Source organism: Nostoc sp. DedSLP03, assembly GCF_034530815.1.
Taxonomy (GTDB): Bacteria; Cyanobacteriota; Cyanobacteriia; order Cyanobacteriales; family Nostocaceae; genus Nostoc.
In genome coordinates this window covers 78,924-98,033 of the sequence record NZ_JAVRCK010000005.1, presented here as the reverse complement: position 1 = coordinate 98,033, position 19,110 = coordinate 78,924, and the positions used below count along the sequence as shown (strand labels likewise).

6 protein-coding genes and 1 pseudogene are annotated in these 19,110 nt (G+C 40.7%); 4 read left to right on the top strand and 3 right to left on the bottom strand.

Going from position 1 to position 19,110, the window contains the following annotated elements; genetic code table 11:
* Positions 1 to 50 precede the first annotated feature (50 nt).
* Entirely contained in the window at positions 51 to 3,671 is a 3,621-nt protein-coding gene (locus RM368_RS03995; protein ID WP_322692846.1) for a response regulator, read from the top strand.
* A gap of 56 nt (positions 3,672 to 3,727) precedes the next feature.
* On the opposite strand, the gene RM368_RS03990 is transcribed toward RM368_RS03995, so the two are convergent.
* The 3 genes from RM368_RS03990 to RM368_RS03980 are packed head-to-tail and all read right to left on the bottom strand — an operon-like array spanning position 3,728 to position 6,529.
* Complete coding sequence (locus tag RM368_RS03990) at positions 3,728 to 4,435, bottom strand: Uma2 family endonuclease (protein ID WP_322692845.1); 708 nt, start codon at positions 4,433 to 4,435, stop codon at positions 3,728 to 3,730.
* 54 nt (positions 4,436 to 4,489) lie between these two features.
* Positions 4,490 to 5,383, bottom strand: coding sequence for an ABC transporter permease (locus tag RM368_RS03985; protein WP_322692893.1), 894 nt, complete (start codon positions 5,381 to 5,383; stop codon positions 4,490 to 4,492).
* A 60-nt stretch (positions 5,384 to 5,443) separates the two neighbouring features.
* Positions 5,444 to 6,529, bottom strand: coding sequence for a spermidine/putrescine ABC transporter substrate-binding protein (locus RM368_RS03980; protein WP_322692844.1), 1,086 nt, complete (start codon positions 6,527 to 6,529; stop codon positions 5,444 to 5,446).
* A gap of 496 nt (positions 6,530 to 7,025) precedes the next feature.
* On the opposite strand from RM368_RS03980, the pseudogene RM368_RS38690 reads away from it, so the two are divergent.
* The 3 genes and pseudogenes from RM368_RS38690 to RM368_RS03965 form a co-directional block, all read left to right on the top strand.
* Positions 7,026 to 7,214 (top strand): annotated as a pseudogene (locus RM368_RS38690) (ATP-binding protein); the annotation flags it as partial.
* A 78-nt stretch (positions 7,215 to 7,292) separates the two neighbouring features.
* Positions 7,293 to 13,163 (top strand): AAA family ATPase, encoded by a 5,871-nt coding sequence (locus tag RM368_RS03970; protein WP_322692843.1) that lies wholly within the window; start codon positions 7,293 to 7,295, stop codon positions 13,161 to 13,163.
* 75 nt (positions 13,164 to 13,238) lie between these two features.
* Positions 13,239 to 19,070: an AAA family ATPase gene (locus RM368_RS03965; RefSeq protein ID WP_322692842.1), complete on the top strand. Its 5,832-nt coding sequence runs from the start codon at positions 13,239 to 13,241 to the stop codon at positions 19,068 to 19,070.
* Positions 19,071 to 19,110: the final 40 nt, after the last annotated feature.

The window sequence follows — 19,110 nt, the reverse complement described above, 5'->3', positions numbered from 1 at the left end:
TTTAACTCCCAACTCCTAACTTTTAACTTCCCACACCCCACTCTATAATTATGATTACAGATAACGAAATTCGCCAACAAGGTTACATCTACTTTCTAGCTGAAGCCCCAGAATTAGTGACAATTATTGAACAAGAACTATTTAGCTTGTCGGAAGATTATAGCATTGCTAAAATTCACAATCTAATGCGGGCCACTCATACACTTAAAGGTGGTGCAGCTAACGTCGGGCTAGAATTAATTAAGACGATCGCTCATTTTTTAGAAGATGTATTTAAGGCTTTATACAATCCAAAAGTGGTAGTTGATGCAGAATTACAAACACTTTTGTTACAAGCTTATGAGTGTTTGAGTATAGCATTAAATACTGAATTAATCGGTAGTACTGTTAATGACGAAGAACTGCTTCAGCGAGCGACTTCAGTGTTCGCGCAGTTGCAAGAAAAGCTGGGTGATGCATTTGGTGCTGAATCTCATATTCCTACTTCTGAAGAATTGGGGTTTGATATTGTACAATCTGTTTTTGAAGTAGGAGTAGAACAACGTCTAAACAGTATTACTGACGTTATTAACAATCCACCAAATAATGACGAATTTATCGATTTTTTACACTCTCAAGCTGAAGTATTTCTGGGCTTGGCAGAATCTTTAAATTTACCTGGATTGGGAGAGATTTCCCAAACTATTCTCTCAGCGTTGCAAGCAAATCCCAGTCAGGTACAGCAAATTGCAGAAATTGCCCTAGTAGATTTACAACAAGCAAAAAAATTAGTATTAGCAGGCGATCGCACATCTGGTGGAGAATCTTCATCAGGTTTGCAAAAACTCGCGGTAGTGGAAAATAATGAGTTACCTGAAAAATTACCAAATAATTCATTTGCTGACAGATTTATCATTGATGAAGAACAATTTTATCAGTTTCTCACTACATCTGATAACAATAAGAGCGAATCGGTAAAACCAAAAACCGCCAAGTTTTATTTAAAAGTAATTCGCTACATTTATGGCTGGTTTAATCACCAGATGCAAATACCAGAAGTTGAACTCAGTTTGACTTTACTAGTTCCCAGATTAGAAAGAAAAAATCTGCTTAATTATATCGAAAACTGGCTAAAAAACTTTCTTTATTTTGTTCAGGATGAAGAAGATAGTCAAAGTCTTTGTATTTATCGACGTGGCATAATCTTAATTATCCTATTTGCAGTTGCAAAATTTCAATATTCTCTGAAAGTATCTGATAGCCACCTTTCAGCAATTAAATTATTACAAAACCAAATTCACAAATTAGCAAAAGAATATAAAAATTATCCTCCTGTTACTAGCGAAGAGAAAAATTGGCTTGATAGTCCAAAGTTACAAAATCTGTTAGCGATCAAAGAGATTGTATCTTCTCAATCAACTGATAACTTGCTAGAAGCAATATGGGGAGAAGAAGCTAGGCAAAATCTTGCTATTGAAGTCGTAACAACCCAGACAGATAATTATTCAGGAAAGCTTGATTCATTAACTGTCAGCGAGCAGATAGTTATAGACGTTCCAGAAACAGCTATTGAAGTCATGCCTGAGATAGCTACACAAATCAACAAAGAAATAGAAGATAAATCACAGTATGTTCAAACTAAAAACTTTCGCCAACCTTCATTTATTCGGGTAGATACAGAGAGACTGCAACACCTCAATTATCTGGCAGGAGAATTGCTGATTTCCCAAAAACGGCGTAGTTTACAAGATGAACAAGTCAAAGAAATAATTGAGCAGCTAGTACAGCAACTCACTAGACACCAAACAACTTTAAATGAGTTACGCGATTTACCTTTACAAATACAAAACATTACATCAGAACAAACGCCAAGTTTTGCAGTGGATTTTGACTCTCTAGAAATGGATGTATATACAGAATTTCACATGACATTGCATGAAGCAATAGAAGAGACACTGCAACTACAAGAAACCACAGAATCTCTTGACTTGCTTCTGACACAAGCTAGTCAAATTAGCGATCAAAAAGAGAATTTAACTCTTAATATTATAGATAGCTTAGTCGAAGCACGAATGTCGCCTTTGGGCAATATTCTGAATCGTTTCCCCCAGATGGTAAATAAATTGGGGAATGTCCATGACAAACTTGTTGAATTGAAACTTACTGGTAGTGAAGTACTGGTAGATAAAGCGATCGCCGAAAAGCTCTACGATCCTTTGTTACACTTAGTGCGTAATGCTTTTGACCACGGTATTGAAGCTCCGCAAGTTCGCCGAGAGCTTGGTAAACCAGAAGAAGGTTTAATCGAAATCTGCGCTTATCATCAGGGTAGCCAAACTGTTATCGAAGTTCGTGATGATGGTCAGGGATTGAATTTAGACAGAATTCGCAGAAAAGCTGCCGAACTTTATCCCATACAAACTGAAGAAAAAACTAGAAACTATGCTTCTAGTCTGGCTGAACCTGAACTTTTAGATTTGATATTTTCGCCTGGATTTACTACTGCAAATAAAGTAAGTGAAATTTCTGGGCGCGGTATGGGTTTAGATATTGTGCGTACTCAAATGCACGCGCTCAACGGTTCAATTTCAGTTCAATCCTTACCCAACCAAGGAACAATATTCATCCTCAAAATTCCTTTTTCTATGACTACAGAGAAGTTAATGTTAGTTCAAGCCAAAGGTGTTGTTTATGGTCTGATGTTGGACAGTATCGAAAAAATCTTGATTCCCTCTGAACACCAGATTAAAGAAATTGAAGGGAAAAAAGTCTTACATTTGAATATAGACAATGATGAGACTATGGTCAGCCTTCGTCAACTTTCAAAGTTGATTAATTATAATGGTTCATTCATTAATAATGAAAATCCAAACAATACTTCAAATACTCAAAACCCAAGCATAGCAAAGAATCCAGTGCTTTTGCTACAGGGAAATAAGGGAAAGATTGCTTTAGAAGTTGACCAGATAATCGGCGAACAAGAACTGGTAATCAGACCTTTAGGAAATGCGATCGCACCGCCAAAATACATTTATGGTTGTAGTAGTTTAGCTAGTGGTAATCTCATCTTAGTAATTGATGCTTTGTTGTTAATAAAATCTAGCGAAATCCAACAAACAACACTTGATATCAGGCCCCTACCAGTCGCTTCTGTGTCAAATATAAAAGCCTTGCCAATATCAGGGCATACTTTTTCATCTACACCATTACTTGCGGCATCGACTTCCACAAAAACTATAGAAACCCAACCCAGTGATTCTCAAGAGCCAGATTATAAATCACCAAAAGTCGTTTTAGTAGTAGATGATGCAATTAGTCTCCGGCAAACTCTCTCTCTAACTCTCCAAAAATCTGGCTATCAAGTAATACAAGCTCAAAATGGTGTAGAAGCTCTAGAAAAATTGCAATTACATCCTGAAATTAAAGTTGTCGTCTCCGATTTAGAGATGCCAAGAATGAATGGTTTTGAGTTGTTGAGCAATTTCCGCCAATACACAAATTTAGCAAAAATTCCGGTTGTGATTCTTACTTCTCGCAGCGCTGAAAAACATCGCCAGCTTGCTAAAGAATTAGGTGCAAAAGCTTACTTAACCAAGCCTTTTTTAGAGCATGAGTTTATCTCTAAAATTAAAGAGTTAATGAACAATAATACAGATGATTTAGACCGTTTACTCATAGTGAAAAATAATTAACAATTTTTAATTACGAATTACGTAGCTTGCTTCTCGCCTTTGGCGAGTATTACGAATTACGAATTATCAGGTAAATTATTTGGATCTACACCTAGAGAACGTAAATACTCGGCTAATTGTTCAGCCCTTTGCCGTTCTTGTTGTGCCTGTTCTGCATCTATCAAATAGCGCTTTCCTTGCTCGTCATACCAACATAAAAACTCCTGTTGTATGCCGCCAATTACAGCTTGGTGTCGCCCAATACCTAAACCCACCTCTGGCATCAAATAAGGTTCACCTATTTGTAATTGGTAGTTTCCATCAAGCAACTTATACACTTCAAAGGGTTGATGTTGGTCGCGTCGCCAAAACTCAGGGTTATAAATTACGTAGTACAATACGCCGAGTTTTTTATATATGTCTAGCTTTTCGTCGTATTCACCTCCTGGAGTATGGGATACCATTTCTAATGTGAATATTGGAACTACCCCATTTTCTTCCCAAACTGCGTAACTTTTGCGTGATTTACCACCCTTTTTCCGTTCTACTCCCAGACTTAAAAAAGCATCCGGGACTACAGGTACTCTGGGATTTACTCCTGTGGTGTGATATAATCCCATATCTACTCCGAAGTACCAATCCATGCGATTTGCCCAAATGGAGTTAAGTAAGAAGAGTAAAATATTGGGCAAAAAGTTTTGGTCTTCGTTGTCCACTGGGGTATCGTCTGAACAGGGAAGTTCATCGGTAGTTGGTAACGCATTTTTGAGATCGGGTGAGAGCATAACCGTTGTCTCGCTGGCGTTTGATGCCTTTATTATAAGTGAGTGACGAAAAGTTTAGCGTTTGGGTGTAGCTTCGCCAAACTTAATTAAAAGTGCGATCGCAATACTAACAAGCAAAATTAACGTCATACTTAAAGCTGAACCAAATCCCCAATTTTGCGTTGCTCCAAGAAACTGATTATAAACTAACCGCGCTGCCGTCATACTAGAAGCACCACCGAGTAATTCTGGATCGACAAAATCCCCTAGGCCTGTGATGAATACAAGCATGGAAGCAGCCGCAATTCCCGGAAAAATTTGCGGTACAGTTACTTGGAAAAAAGTTTCCACCGGATTTGCACCTAAATCAGCCGCAGCTTCTAGCAAGCGCTTGTCTAGCTTTTCGAGAGAAGCATATAAAATCAAAACCATATAAGGTAATAAGCTGTAACTCATGCCAATCAATACAGCTTGACTATTGTTAAGTAATTCCCAAGTAGGCAAGCCTAAATTGCTAAGTAAACTGTTTAATAAACCAGTAGGACGAAGAATTGTAATCCAAGCATAAGAACGGAGTAACGAAGAAGTCCACAAAGGTAGAACAAAGCCTAATAGCAGTAAATTTCGCCAACGTTGCGGCGCTATCTGAGCAATCCAATAGGCGACGGGAAACCCCAAAATTAAACAAATAATGGTAGTGCCAAACGCAAAAAATAGCGATCGCCAAATTACTTGCACGTAAAGAGAGTCAAATATTCGGATGTAGTTTTTGAATCCGTTGGGATTGACCAAATCTCCCGGTCGGATATCTGCAACTAAACTTAACTCGAAAATGATCAAAGCTGGCAGCACCAACAAAAGTAATAACCAAATCCCAGATGGTGCAAGCAATACCAAAGGTTGCAACCAATTTCTAACGGGATACTGCAACTTTTCTATTTTAGAAATTTCATTTTTTTCCAAATTAATCACTCCTAACTCCTGTATAGACGCGATTAATCGCGTCTATACTCTTAACTCCTAACTCTTTTAACTGCTAGTTAATTGAGTCCAATAACGATCGTAAACCTCTTCAAATTCTCCTACAGGTGTAACACGTTCGCAATTTTTTAACAGTGACTCTGGCGGAAACAAATTAGTGTTGTTTTGAATTGTTTTTGGTAATTGCTCAAATCCAGCGCTATTCGGCGTAGAAATATTCAGGCGTTGAGTGATTTGGGCTGCGATTTCTGGTTGCAAAATCATGTTAATCCAAGCATAGGCTCCAGCTTGGTTGGGGGCTGTGTTGGGAATTACAATAGTGTCTGTCCATAATGAAGAACCACTACGAGGAATCACATATTTGAGTTTAGGGTTTTCTTGAGAGATTTTCACTGCATCTGCTGAATAACACATTGCCAATAATAAATCTCCTGCTAGAATTTGATTTTGCCAAGCGTCGGTGTCAAAACGCGCGATCGCAGGTTTTAGAGCTTTCAATTTTTCATAAGCTTGTTTGATTTCTTGTTCATTTTTTGAGTTGTAAGAATAACCGAGCATTCGTAAAGTTGCACCCATCACTTCTCGAACATCATTGAGCAAAGTCATTCGCTGATTAAGTTGCTCTTGATTTTGCCAAAGGTAATCCCAGTCTTGGGGTACATCTTTTATTTTGTCGGAATTGTAAAGTAAACCTGTTGTCCCCCAGTTAAAAGGGATACTGTAGCGGTTATTGGGATCGTAACTAGGATTTTGAAACCGGGGAAATAAATTTTCTAGACCGATTAAGCGATCGTGATTTATTTCTGTTAGCAAACCTTTGTCTGCCATCTTCTGCACCATATAATCAGATGGATTGATGATGCTGTAAGTGCCACCGCCTCCAGCTTGCAATTTAGCCAGCATGACATCATTGGAATCATAGACATCTGCCAGCACTTTTATGCCAGTTTGAGCGCTAAAAGTTTTCAATAATTGATTGTCAGTATATTGCGTCCAGGTAAAGATATAAAGTTGGTCGCGCTGACTATTGGTATTAGAATTAGCACGTACTTCAGCCAGCCTCCAGCCACAACCACCTAAAGATAAGCTAGAAAGTGCTGTCACCCCTTTTAAAAATTGGCGTCTGTTAATCATTAAGTTAATAGTTAATCATCTTTTGTATTGTTGTCGATTGATTCTAAATCTGCCTTTAATTGGAGTGCCCATAGGTAGCAATACTGCTCGGTTAACCATTTTTAACTCGGCATTGGGTTTGGGGAAAAGGTTAAAGGGTAAAGGTTAAAGGTTTTTTCTTTCCCCTTTCTCCTTTTCCCCAAAACCCGACAAGTATTGCCATAGATAGTTTAAAGATTAACTTAAGTGTATTTACCTGTGCAACTGTTAATAAATCACTTCTGTTAGCTAGTATTAGGCACGGTTTTTAATCAAGCTTGAGTTATAAAAATTAACAAAGCTAGCGATTGCCAAATTATCAAGGAAACTCAGTGTGGCAAGCTGAACTGCACTTGTGTATTAGCAAAAATCACAGGGTTTGTCCTTGCCTTACCAGTTAAAACTGTGATAGGAGTTTTGGATTCATAACAGTAAGAAAGAATCATCCAAATGTCTAATTGGCAAAATTTTCGCTTTCAATGACAAGGGAATGAATAAACAAATAAAATCGAAAATATTTGACCATTGATTTACTACAAAAGCGGTTGGTAAAGGTACAGGATTGGGACTTGCGATCGCTCGACAAATCGTCGAAGAGACTCACAACGGAAAATTGCATTTTAACTCAGTTCTGGGTAAGGGGACAGAATTTATCGTTGAAATTTAAGTATAATTTTTGGCTCGTTTAGTAAACAACTTCAGACATCTGGGAATACTAAATTTGGAGTCTTAAAGATTTAGCAGCATGGTTAGCACTTTTGTAAATATTCCTGGATACAAGGTTAGTGAAGAACTCTACAATGGTTCGAGAACGCTGGTTTATCGAGGGTATCGAGAGAGTGACTCATTACCAGTAACGATTAAACTACTGAAAAATCCATATCCCAGTTTCAGCGAACTTTTGTCGTTTCGCAATCAGTACACCATTGCTAAAAATCTCAACTCACCGCTAATCGTCCAAAGCTACAGCCTCCAAGCCTATCAAAATGGCTATGCGCTGGTAATGGAAGATTTTGGGGGAATTTCTCTCAAAGAATGGCAACTCAGCCAAAGCCGACAATCTCTACAAGAATTTGTAGTTCTTGCGATCGCCCTCTGCGACACCTTAAATTTACTCTACCGCGAGCGCATCATCCACAAAGATATTAAACCCAGCAATATATTAATTAATCCCCAAACCAAACAAATTAAATTAATTGACTTTAGTATTGCATCTTTATTACCAAGAGAAACCCAAACCCTCGTCAATCCCAACGTGTTAGAAGGAACACTTGCTTACATTTCCCCCGAACAAACAGGCAGAATGAATCGGGGGATTGACTATCGCACAGACTTCTACTCACTCGGCGTAACTTTCTACGAATTACTTACAGGATCGTTACCCTTTCAATCAAACGATCCAATGGAGTTGGTACATTCTCATATTGCAAAACTTCCCGAAAAATTGACGAGTAAATCAGAAAGAGAAATTCCCCAAATACTAGATGATATCGTCATGAAGTTGATGGCTAAAAACGTCGAAGATAGATATCAGAGTGCATTAGGACTGAAGTTTGATTTAGAAAATTGTCTACATCAGTTACAAGTTTCGGGTAAGATTAAAAGTTTTGAAATAGCGAGTCGGGATGTGTGCGATCGCTTCATTATCCCCGATAAACTCTACGGACGAGAAAGCGAAGCAGCAACTTTACTGCAAGCCTTTGATAGAGTTGCTAACCCCCCTGAATCGGGACATAGGGGGGTAGAAATGATGCTCGTTGCAGGGTTTTCTGGAATTGGCAAAACCGCAGTTGTCAACGAAGTGCATAAACCGATTGTCAGGCAACGCGGCTACTTCATCAAAGGCAAATTCGATCAATTCAAGCGCAACATTCCTTTGAGTGCTTTTGTACAAGCTTTCCGCGACTTGATGTCACAACTATTGAGTGAAACTGATATTCAGCTAATGCAGTGGAAAGAGAAAATCTTATCTGCTTTAGGTGAAAATGGACAAGTTTTAATAGATGTCATTCCCGAACTCGAACAGATTATCGGCAAACAATCACCTGCTGCTGAACTCTCTGGTAGTGCAGCCCAGAACCGCTTCAACTTGTTATTTGTGAAATTCATCACCGTGTTCGCTACAGCCGAACATCCGTTAGTAATGTTCGTAGATGACTTGCAGTGGGCAGATTCAGCCTCACTCAACTTAATACAGGTGTTGATGAGTCAAAGCGAGGTCGGCTATCTGTTCATCATCGGAGCTTATCGAGATAACGAAGTTTCAAAAGCACATCCCCTGATGCTGATGCTAGAGGAGATTGAAAAAGCCTCAGCGATCGTCAATACCCTGACTCTCAATCCTTTGAGTCAGACCCATCTTAATGATTTGATAACCGATACACTGAGTTGTTCGCCAATAACAGCCCTGCCACTGACAGAGTTAGTCTATCAAAAAACCAAAGGCAACCCCTTCTTTGCCACCCAATTTCTCAAAGCTTTGCACGAGGAAGGATACATTAGTTTTGACTTCAATGGCGGACATTGGCAGTGCGATATTGCAGTAGTGAAGACACTGGCACTCACCGATGATGTTGTGCAGTTCATGGCAATGCAATTGCAAAAGTTGCCCGATGAAACTCAAAATGTACTCAAACTAGCTGCCTGTATTGGCGCTCAATTTGATTTAGCAACTTTGGCGATTGTTTCGCAACAATCGGAAATTGACACGGCTGCGGCTTTGTGGAAAGCTTTGCAAGAAGGGTTGGTTTTACCAATTGGTGATGTTTATAAGTTTTACGTCGGGCAAGAAACCCTTGCTGGTACATCAGAAAATCAACTGATTGTTAGATACAAATTCTTACATGACCGAGTACAGCAAGCAGCTTATTCCCTGATTCATGATGACCAAAAACAGACGACTCATTACCAAATCGGACAACTGCTGCTGCAACAGATTTCTGCACAAGCAAGAGAAGACCGGATTTTTGAAATCGTCAATCAATTAAATTACGGCACGGCTTTAATTAGCGAACAAACTCAACGAAATGAACTAGCACAACTTAATTTGATTGCATCTCGCAAAGCCAAAAATTCCACCGCCTATCAAGCAGCGAGTGAATATGTCACAGTGGGATTGTCTTTGTTGGCAGAAAATACTTGGCAGCAGCAGTATGAAATGACCCTCGCCTTGCATGAATTAGCGGCTGAAGTAGCACTGCTAAATGGTAACTTTGAAGCGATGGAACAGTTCATTGATACTGTCATTGAACAGGCACATTCTTTATTAGAAAAGGTGAATGTTTACGGCATTAGAATTCAATCTCATATTTTCCAAAGTAAATTGACCTCAGCGATCGCGATCGCCCAACCAGTCTTACAACAGCTTGGTGCTACTTTTCCTGATACACCCACAGCATCAGATTTGCAACAGGAAATCCAAGAGATTGAGGAACTAATTGGAGATAGGCAAATTGCCGATTTGGTTAACTTGCCACAGATGCGAGATCCAGAAAAACTCGCTATTCTCAAGATTGCCAGTATCATCAGCCCAGCAGCTTACCTCACTGGTTCAGCGTTGTTCCCATTGCTGAATACTTTGTCCGTTAAACTCTCGATTCAGTACGGTAACACTTCGACTTCTACTTACGGCTATGCGAATCATGGCAATATTCTCTGCAATTTCTTCCAAATCGTAGATACAGGAACGCAGTTTGGTTCTCTGGCACTCCAGATTATCTCAAAACTCGATGCCAAAGCCAGTAAAACAGAGGTTTTGATGCTCTTGGGGTTGTTTGTTGTACACCGCAACTCTCACATTCAAGAAACACTACCCATGTTGCAAGAAGGTTACACCTCTGCCCTAGAATTTGGCAACCTGGTACTTGCTGGTTACAATGGTCACAGTTTTTGTCTCAATTCTTTTTGGTGCAGCCAACCTCTGGCTATCTTAGAGCAGGATATTTGCGCTTACTGCCATAGTTTGATGCAAATAAATCAATTGACAACCGCAAATTATTGTCGGATTTATTGGCAACCGATTTTAAATCTGCTGGGTTTTGCAGAACATACAACCCTTTTGTCTGGAAAAGCCCTTGAAGAAACAGAATTTCTCCAGCAGCTACAATCTACCAATGATGGATATGGATTATATATTTTCCATTTGTATAAATTAATGCTTTGTTTCTTGTTTGGAGAAATTGAGCCAGCGAAAAATCATGCTATTGAAGTCAGGCGCTATTTTATGGCTGGTGCGGGATTAGTCAGCGAACCAGTATTTTATCTTTATGATTCGCTGCTGACTTTGGCACAATTGAATCCACAGTTAGAAGAAACATCAGCAGCATTGCAGAGTGTAACAGAAAACCAAACCCGGTTACAGCAATGGGCGCATCATGCACCCATGAATTATCAGCATAAAGTGGATTTAGTAGAGGCAGAAAAATATCGGGTATTAGGCAACAATTACGCAGCAGGGGATTATTACGATCGCGCTATTTCTTTTGCTAAAGCCAATGGCTACATCCAAGAAGAAGCCTTAGCTAACGAACTGGCAGCTAAATTTTACCTGGGTTGGGGTAAAGTCAAAGTTGCCGCCGGCTATATGCAAGAAGCTTACTATTGTTACGCCAAATGGGGTGCAAAAGCCAAAGTTGCCGATTTAGAAAAACGCTATCCACAACTACTTGCCCCCATATTACAGCAAGCTCGTTCGGCCTTTTCAATTAACGAAACCATCTTCGCTTTGGGAACTGTCACCTCCACTTCTACGAGTTCTAGCAGTAGTATCTCAGATATCCTAGATTTAGCTGCCATTCTCAAAGCTTCTCACACTATCTCCAGTGAAATCGAACTGGAGAAACTGCTTGCATCGTTACTGAGAATCGTCATCGAAAATGCCGGGGCTGATAAATGCGTGTTAATGCTGTTGCGAGACAGTCGCCTGTTGATTAAAGGGTCAATGACTTTGGGAACAGAACCAGTGGTGTTGCAGAAAATTCCTGTGGAAGAGAGTCAGGATATTCCCCAAAAGCTCATTTACAAAGTCTTGCACAACAGTCAGACTATCGTCCTGGTGGATGCAACAGCAGATTCCACCTTAGCCAACGACCCCTATCTCATCCGCCAGCAGCCCAAGAGTATTTTGTGTAGCCCGATTTTGCATCAAGGCAAGTTGAGAGGCATTTTATATTTAGAAAATAACTTAGCAACGGGAGTATTTACAAGCGATCGCATCGAACTCCTAAATTTTATCTGCGCTCAAGCTGCAATTTCCTTGGAAAATGCTCGACTTTACGAACGTTCCTTAGAATATGCCCAACAATTAGAGCGATCGTTTGCCGAATTGAGTGCTGCACAGTCTCGCTTTCATAACTTAGTAAACAATGTACCTGGAGTAGTTTATCAATACAGCATGAGTGCCAATGGGGTTATATCGTTGAGTTACATTAGTGCCGACTGTTACAGCTTGCTGGAAATTACCCCAGAGCAAGCCATATCTAATTGGCAGTTTTTCAACAATCTGGTGTATGCAGATGATGTCGTGAGTTATCAGCAGTCCCAGATTGATTCGATTCAAGCCTCATCTCCTTGGCATTGGTCTGGACGAATTGTTACACCCTCTGGAATTATCAAGTGGATTCATGGTGAATCAAGAGTCCAAAAATTTGCTGATGGGTCTATGGTTTGGGATGGCTTGTTTTTGGATATTAGCGAACAGCAAGCAGCACTTCACAAACGCAAAATTGCTGAACTTGCTTTAGAGCAAAAATCACTCGACTTAGAACAAGCACTAACTGATTTGCAAAACGCCCAATTACAAACGATCCAAAGTGAAAAGATGTCTGCTTTGGGTAACTTAGTTGCTGGGGTAGCCCACGAAATGAATAATCCTTTGGGTTTTATTTCTGCCAGTATTAAACAAGCTAAACCCACAATCGCCGATATTGTCGAACACTTGAAACTTTATCAAGAAACTTTATCCGATAAGAGTGAAGAAATCCTCGACCACGAGTCAGAAATTGACTTGGAATATAGCTTAGAAGACTTGCCCAAAATGCTTGATTCGATGACGATGGCGTGCGACAGGCTGAAAAACATCAGCACCAGTTTGAGAACTTTTTCTCGTGCCGATCGCGATTACAAAGTGCCTTTTAATATCCACGAAGGTATTGATAGCACGATTTTAATTTTGAAACATCGTCTCAAAGCTAACCCTGAACGTCCGGCAATTGAAGTTATCACTAACTACAGCAATTTACCGCCACTTGAATGTTTTCCCGGACAATTAAATCAGGTATTTATGAATCTTCTAGCAAATGCTATTGATGCTTTAGATGAGTCGAATATTGGGCGAGATTTTGAAGATATTCAAGCCAATCCCAACCGAATTACTATTAGCACTTCAGGGGAAAATAATTTTGTAAAAATTGCTATTGCAGATAATGGTCAGGGAATGAGTGAATCGGTAAAACAAAAGATTTTTGACCATTTATTTACTACGAAATGTGTAGGTAAAGGAACGGGGTTAGGGTTGGCGATCGCAAAGCAAATCGTTGAATCAACTCACGGTGGCAAATTGAGTTGCAATTCTGTTCTGGGTCATGGTACAGAATTTCTCATTGAAATTGCAATGTAAATCTTTGCTGTTGTTTATCAAACACTTAATCTATCTGGGAACACTATATCTGTAAATCGTCACTCCTTCAGCAGTATGGTCAGCACTCTTGTTATGATTCCCGGATATCACATAACAGAAGAACTCTACAATGGTTCGAGAACCCTAGTTTATCGAGGGTATCGGGAAGCTGATTCCTTACCAGTAACGATCAAACTGCTGAAAAATCCCTATCCCAGTTTTGGCGAACTTTTGTCGTTTCGCAATCAGTACGCTATTGCGAAAAATCTCAACTCACCGCTAATCGTCCAAAGCTACAGCCTCCAAGCCTATCAAAATGGCTATGCGCTGGTAATGGAAGATTTTGGGGGAATTTCTCTCAAAGAATGGCAACTCAGCCAAAGCCGACAATCTCTACAAGAATTTTTAGTTATTGCGATCGCCCTCTGCAATACCTTAGATTTACTCTACCACGAGCGCATCATCCACAAAGACATTAAACCCAGCAATATATTAATTAATCCCGCAACCAAACAAGTTAAATTAATTGACTTTAGTATTGCATCTTTGCTACCACAAGAAACGCAGACAGTAATCAATCCTAATGTATTAGAAGGGACACTTGCTTATATTTCCCCCGAACAAACAGGCAGAATGAATCGGGGGATTGACTATCGCACAGACTTATATTCACTCGGCGTAACTTTCTACGAATTACTCACGGGAGAATTACCTTTTGCATCAAACGATCCGATGGAGTTAGTGCATTGTCATATTGCAAAACTTCCACTGCTAGTATATGACATTAACCGACAAATCCCATTTGTACTCTCGGAGATTGTCAATAAATTAATGGCGAAAAACGCCGAAAATCGATATCAGAGTGCGTTGGGATTAAAGTTTGATTTAGAAAATTGTTTAACTCAGTTACAATTTTCGGGTAAGATTGAGAGCTTTGAAATAGCGAGTCGGGATGTGTGCGATCGCTTCATCATCCCCGATAAACTTTATGGCAGAGACATGGAGGTTCAAACTCTCCTGCAAGCATTTGAGCGAGTCAGCCTTGGCGCAACAGAAATGATGCTGGTTGCTGGGTTTTCGGGGATTGGCAAAACTGCTATCGTCAACGAAGTGCATAAGCCAATTGTCAGACAACGCGGCTACTTTATCAAAGGCAAATTTGACCAGTTTAACCGCAATATCCCGTTGAGTGCTTTTGTACAGGCATTCCGAGATTTAATGGAACAATTGTTAAGCGAAACCGATCGGCAACTGGCGCAGTGGAAAGACAAAATCCTCTGTGCTTTAGGTGAAAATGGGCAAGTCCTAATTGAAGTCATTCCCGAACTAGAGCAGATTATCGGCAAACAACCATCAGCCCCAGAACTCAATGGTAGTGCCGCCCAGAACCGTTTCAACTTGGTATTTGTAAAATTCATTGCCGCGTTCGCTACACTAGAACATCCATTAGTGATATTCTTCGATGACTTGCAGTGGGCAGATTCAGCCTCATTAAGCTTAATGCAAGTGTTGATGAGTCAAAGCGAGGTGGATTCCCTGCTAACAATCGGGGCATACCGAGATAACGAAGTCTTTCCCAGCCATCCGCTAATGCTGATACTGGAGGAGATGAAGAAAGCTGAGGCAACTATCAGTACCCTTACCCTCACCCCGTTAAGTCAATCTCAGATCGATTGTTTGGTTGCCGACACCCTCAGTTGTTCCACAGTTCTAGCACAACCCCTAGCAGAGTTAGTTTATCAAAAAACCAAAGGCAATCCCTTCTTTGCTACCCAATTTCTCAGAGCTTTGCATCAGGAAAACTACATTACATATAACCTGCAAATTGGACACTGGCAATGCGATATGGTGTCGGTGAAATTGCTCTCGCTTACTGATGATGTGGTTGAATTCATGGCGCAGCAATTACAAAAGTTGCCACAAACCACTCAAGAAATACTGAAGTTGGCTGCTTGTGTGGGGGCACAGTTCGATCTGGAAACATTGGCGATCGTTTCAGAACGATCGCCAACCGATGCAGCCACAGCATTGTGGAAAGCTTTGCAGGAAGGCTTGATTTTACCCACAAGTCAGATTTATAAGTTTTTTCAGGATGCCCAAAAGTCCCAAGGGGAGACAGTTAATCCGACCTATCGGTTCCTGCACGATCGCGTCCAACAAGCTGCTTATTCTCTGATTCCTGACCATCGAAAGCAAGCGACTCATCTCAAAATTGGGCAATTGCTGTTGCAAAATACCGCACCTGAAGCTGTAGAACTGAATGTTTTTGATATTGTTAATCAGTTGAACAATGGAATTGCTCTGATAGAACAAATTGGCGATCGCTATCAGTTAGCGCAGTTGAATCTGATTGCTGGCAAAAAAGCAAAAGTTTCCACAGCTTATAAAGCAGCCATTAAATACTGTGCGATCGGCATGGAAATGCTTCCCGAAGATAGTTGGCAAACTGCCTACGACCTCACGTTTCAGCTTTATCGGGAATGTGCAGAATGCGAATACATCACAGGACGCTTTGGCGAAGCAGAACGACTCTTCCATCAGGCATTACAGTACGTTGAGAATAAATTCGAGCTAGCAGATATTTATGGGCTTCAATTAGCCCTGAGATCCAATCAGGGAGAGAATTTACTCGCCGCTTATGAGGCTGCACTGAGTGGCTTGAGTGTTATGGGCATGAGCATTCCGGCAACTGATGCAAGTCAGCAAGCGCTAATTGCAACTACACTCCAGGAAATCCATTCCAAACTGGCAACTGTGCAACCCGCAGATTTATTCGATCTGCCTGCGATGACCGATCCAGCGAAGAAAGTATGTATGTCAATCCTCCCCGATCTCTGGGGGGCTGCTTATGTTGGTGGCAATCAAGCGCTGACAATTCTCAGCATCCTGTTAATGGTTCAGACTTCATTCACCTATGGCAATGCCGAAAGTTCGGGCTGCGCTTACTGTTTGTATGGGATGATGCTCACAATTCAAGGAGACTATCGAAGTGCTTATGAGTTCGCTACCTTGGGGCGAAAGCTCGATCGCCAATTCAATAGCGCTAAGTTCATTCCCAAAACCAATAACGTTTTTGGTCATACAATCAATCCCTACAACAGACCACTGGTGGAAAACATCGCAGTTTATCAACAATCTGTTCAGATTAGTTATGAAACAGGTGACATTGGGTTTGGCATTTGGGCAGTAATATGTCTGATTTGGACAATGCTGCTGAAGGGCGATTGCTTATCAGAGGTGTATGGCGAAACCGAGAAATACTTGAGCTATGTGCAACAAGTAAATAACGCAAACATGACGCTGACATTTAACCTCCAGCAACAATTTCTTTTGCACCTGCAAGGTTTATTAGAAGAACCCGATCTACTGGTCGATCGCGGCGATCGCCAGATTGTCTGTCTTGATGCTTGGCAAAAGAATAATTTTGAAGCTGGGATCAATTGGTATTGCTTCTTGAAACTCCAGCTATTGTACTTGTACGGTCGCTATGCCGATGCCTTGGAAGTTGCTGCAATTGCTGAAAAAACCCTGGCTTCTAATCTTGGTCTGTTTCCGATCATTTTATTCCACTTCTATTACCCGCTGAATTTAGCCGCGCTTTATCCCCAAGCAACCCCAGAGAATCAACAGCATTACTGGGATGTGATGCAGCAGCACCGCCAGCTGCTAGAAACCTGGGCCGAGACTTGTCCAGAGAACTTTTTGCATCAATCGCTGTTGCTTGGGGCTGAAATGGCAAGAGTTTCTGGTAATTACGCAGATGCGATCGCCTGTTACGATCGCGCCATTACCGCAGCCAAAGAAAATCACTTTAGCCAAATTGAAGCACTCGCTAACGAACTAGCAGCAAAGTTTTATCTGGAATGGGATAAGGAGCGGATTGCTCAGGAGTATATGATTCCAGCCTACTATGGCTATGTTCGTTGGGGAGCCAAAGCCAAGGTCGCTGATTTAGAAAAACGCTATCCTCAACTACTTGCTGCAATATTACAGCAAACCCGTTCTCCCCTTTCCATTAACGAAACCATTTTCGCTTTGGGGAGCGTTACATACACCAGTTCGGCCACTTCTAGCAGCAGTTCTGATTCCCTAGATTTAGCTGCTATTCTCAAAGCTTCCCAAACTCTCTCAGAGCAAATCGAACTTGAAAAACTGCTTTCATCGTTGCTTAGAATCGTCATCGAAGATGCAGGGGCCGATAAATGCGTGTTGATGTTGTTGCGAGACGATCGCTTGTTGGTTAAAGGGTTAATTGTTGAGGGGTCACAACCAATTGTATTGCAGCGCATTCCCATTGAAGAAAGCCAGGATATTCCCCTGAAGCTGATTTACAAAGTCTTGCACAACAGGCAGACTGTTGTCCTGGTAGATGCGACAGCAGATCCCACCTTAGCTAACGATCCGTATATAGTTCGTCAGCAACCCAAGAGTATCTTGTGCAGTCCAATTTTGCATCAAGGTCAGTTGAAGGGCATTTTATATCTAGAAAATAATTTAGCAATGGGAGCGTTCACCAGCGATCGCGTCGAACTGCTGAATTTAATCTGCGCTCAAGCTGCCATTTCCCTAGAAAATGCCCGACTCTACGAACGTTCCTTAGAATATGCCCAACAGTTAGAGCGATCGCTTGACGAATTGAGTGCGAGTAACTCTCGCTTTGAGAAACTTGTAGACAACGTGCCTGGGGTTGTTTATCAGTACCAGATATCTGCTAATGGTGCAATGTCTCTCACCTATATGAGTAGAGAATGTTATGAACTATACGAAATTACAGCCGAACAAGCGATCGCTAATGTGCAGCTGCTCTTGGAAAGAATGCATCCAGATGATGTCGCAAGTTACCAGCAGTCTGTTATTGACTCAATGCAAACCTTAACTGCTTTTGAGTGGTCAGGGCGAATTATTACACTATCTGGGATGATTAAATGGATTCACTCCGAAGCCCGAATAGAACAAAAAGCCGATGGAACTATAGTTTGGGATGGATTCTTGTTGGATATTAGCGAACGCCGAAAAGCAGAATTTGCTTTAGAGGAAAAATCGCTCTTATTACAACAGGCGCTAACCGATTTGCAAAACGCCCAATTACAAACGATCCAAAGTGAGAAAATGTCTGCTTTGGGTAACTTAGTTGCTGGTGTTGCTCACGAAATGAATAATCCTTTGGGCTTTATTGCTGCTAGTCTGCAACAAACTCAACCCATCATTGCCGATCTTACCGAACACCTGAAACTCTATCAAAAAACTTTCCCAAATAGCAGTGAGGAAATTATTGACCATGCCGAGCAAATTGATTTGGAATATAGCTTAGAAGACGTATCTAAGGTAATTGAATCTATGACAATGGCGTGCAACAGGCTGAAAAAAATCAGCACTTCACTCTGTACTTTTTCTCGTGCCGATCGAGATTATAAAGTGCTATTTAATATTCACGAAGGTATTGATAGCACCCTTCTTATTCTCAAACATCGCCTCAAAGCTAACCAAGAACGTCCAGCCATTGAAGTTATCACTAACTACGGGAATTTACCGCAAGTTAAATGTTTTCCTGGTCAATTAAATCAGGTATTTATGAATATTATCGCTAATGCTATTGATGCTTTAGAAGAGTCGAATATTGGACGCAGTTTTCAGGAAATTCAAACAAATCCTAATTGCATTACAATTAATACTTCACTGGCAGATAGGGTTGTAAAAATTACCATTGCTGATAATGGCAAAGGAATAAGCGAATCAGTTAAACAAAAGATTTTTGACCATTTATTTACTACAAAAGCTGTTGGTAAAGGTACAGGTTTGGGGTTGGCGATCGCTCGACAAATCATTGAATCAACCCACGGCGGTAAATTGAGTTGCAACTCTGTTATTGGTGAAGGTACAGAATTTGTGATTGAATTTCCAGTGTAATTTTTGGCTCGTTTAGTAAACAACTTCAGACATCTGGGAA

Bases quoted from the DNA above. Each gene is read 5' to 3' on its own strand.
- RM368_RS03995 (WP_322692846.1), top strand. From the start codon at position 51: ATGATTACAGATAACGAAATTCGCCAACAAGGTTACATCTACTTTCTA.
- RM368_RS03990 (WP_322692845.1), bottom strand. From the start codon at position 4,435: ATGCTCTCACCCGATCTCAAAAATGCGTTACCAACTACCGATGAACTT.
- RM368_RS03980 (WP_322692844.1), bottom strand. From the start codon at position 6,529: ATGATTAACAGACGCCAATTTTTAAAAGGGGTGACAGCACTTTCTAGC.
- RM368_RS03970 (WP_322692843.1), top strand. From the start codon at position 7,293: ATGGTTAGCACTTTTGTAAATATTCCTGGATACAAGGTTAGTGAAGAA.
- RM368_RS03965 (WP_322692842.1), top strand. From the start codon at position 13,239: ATGGTCAGCACTCTTGTTATGATTCCCGGATATCACATAACAGAAGAA.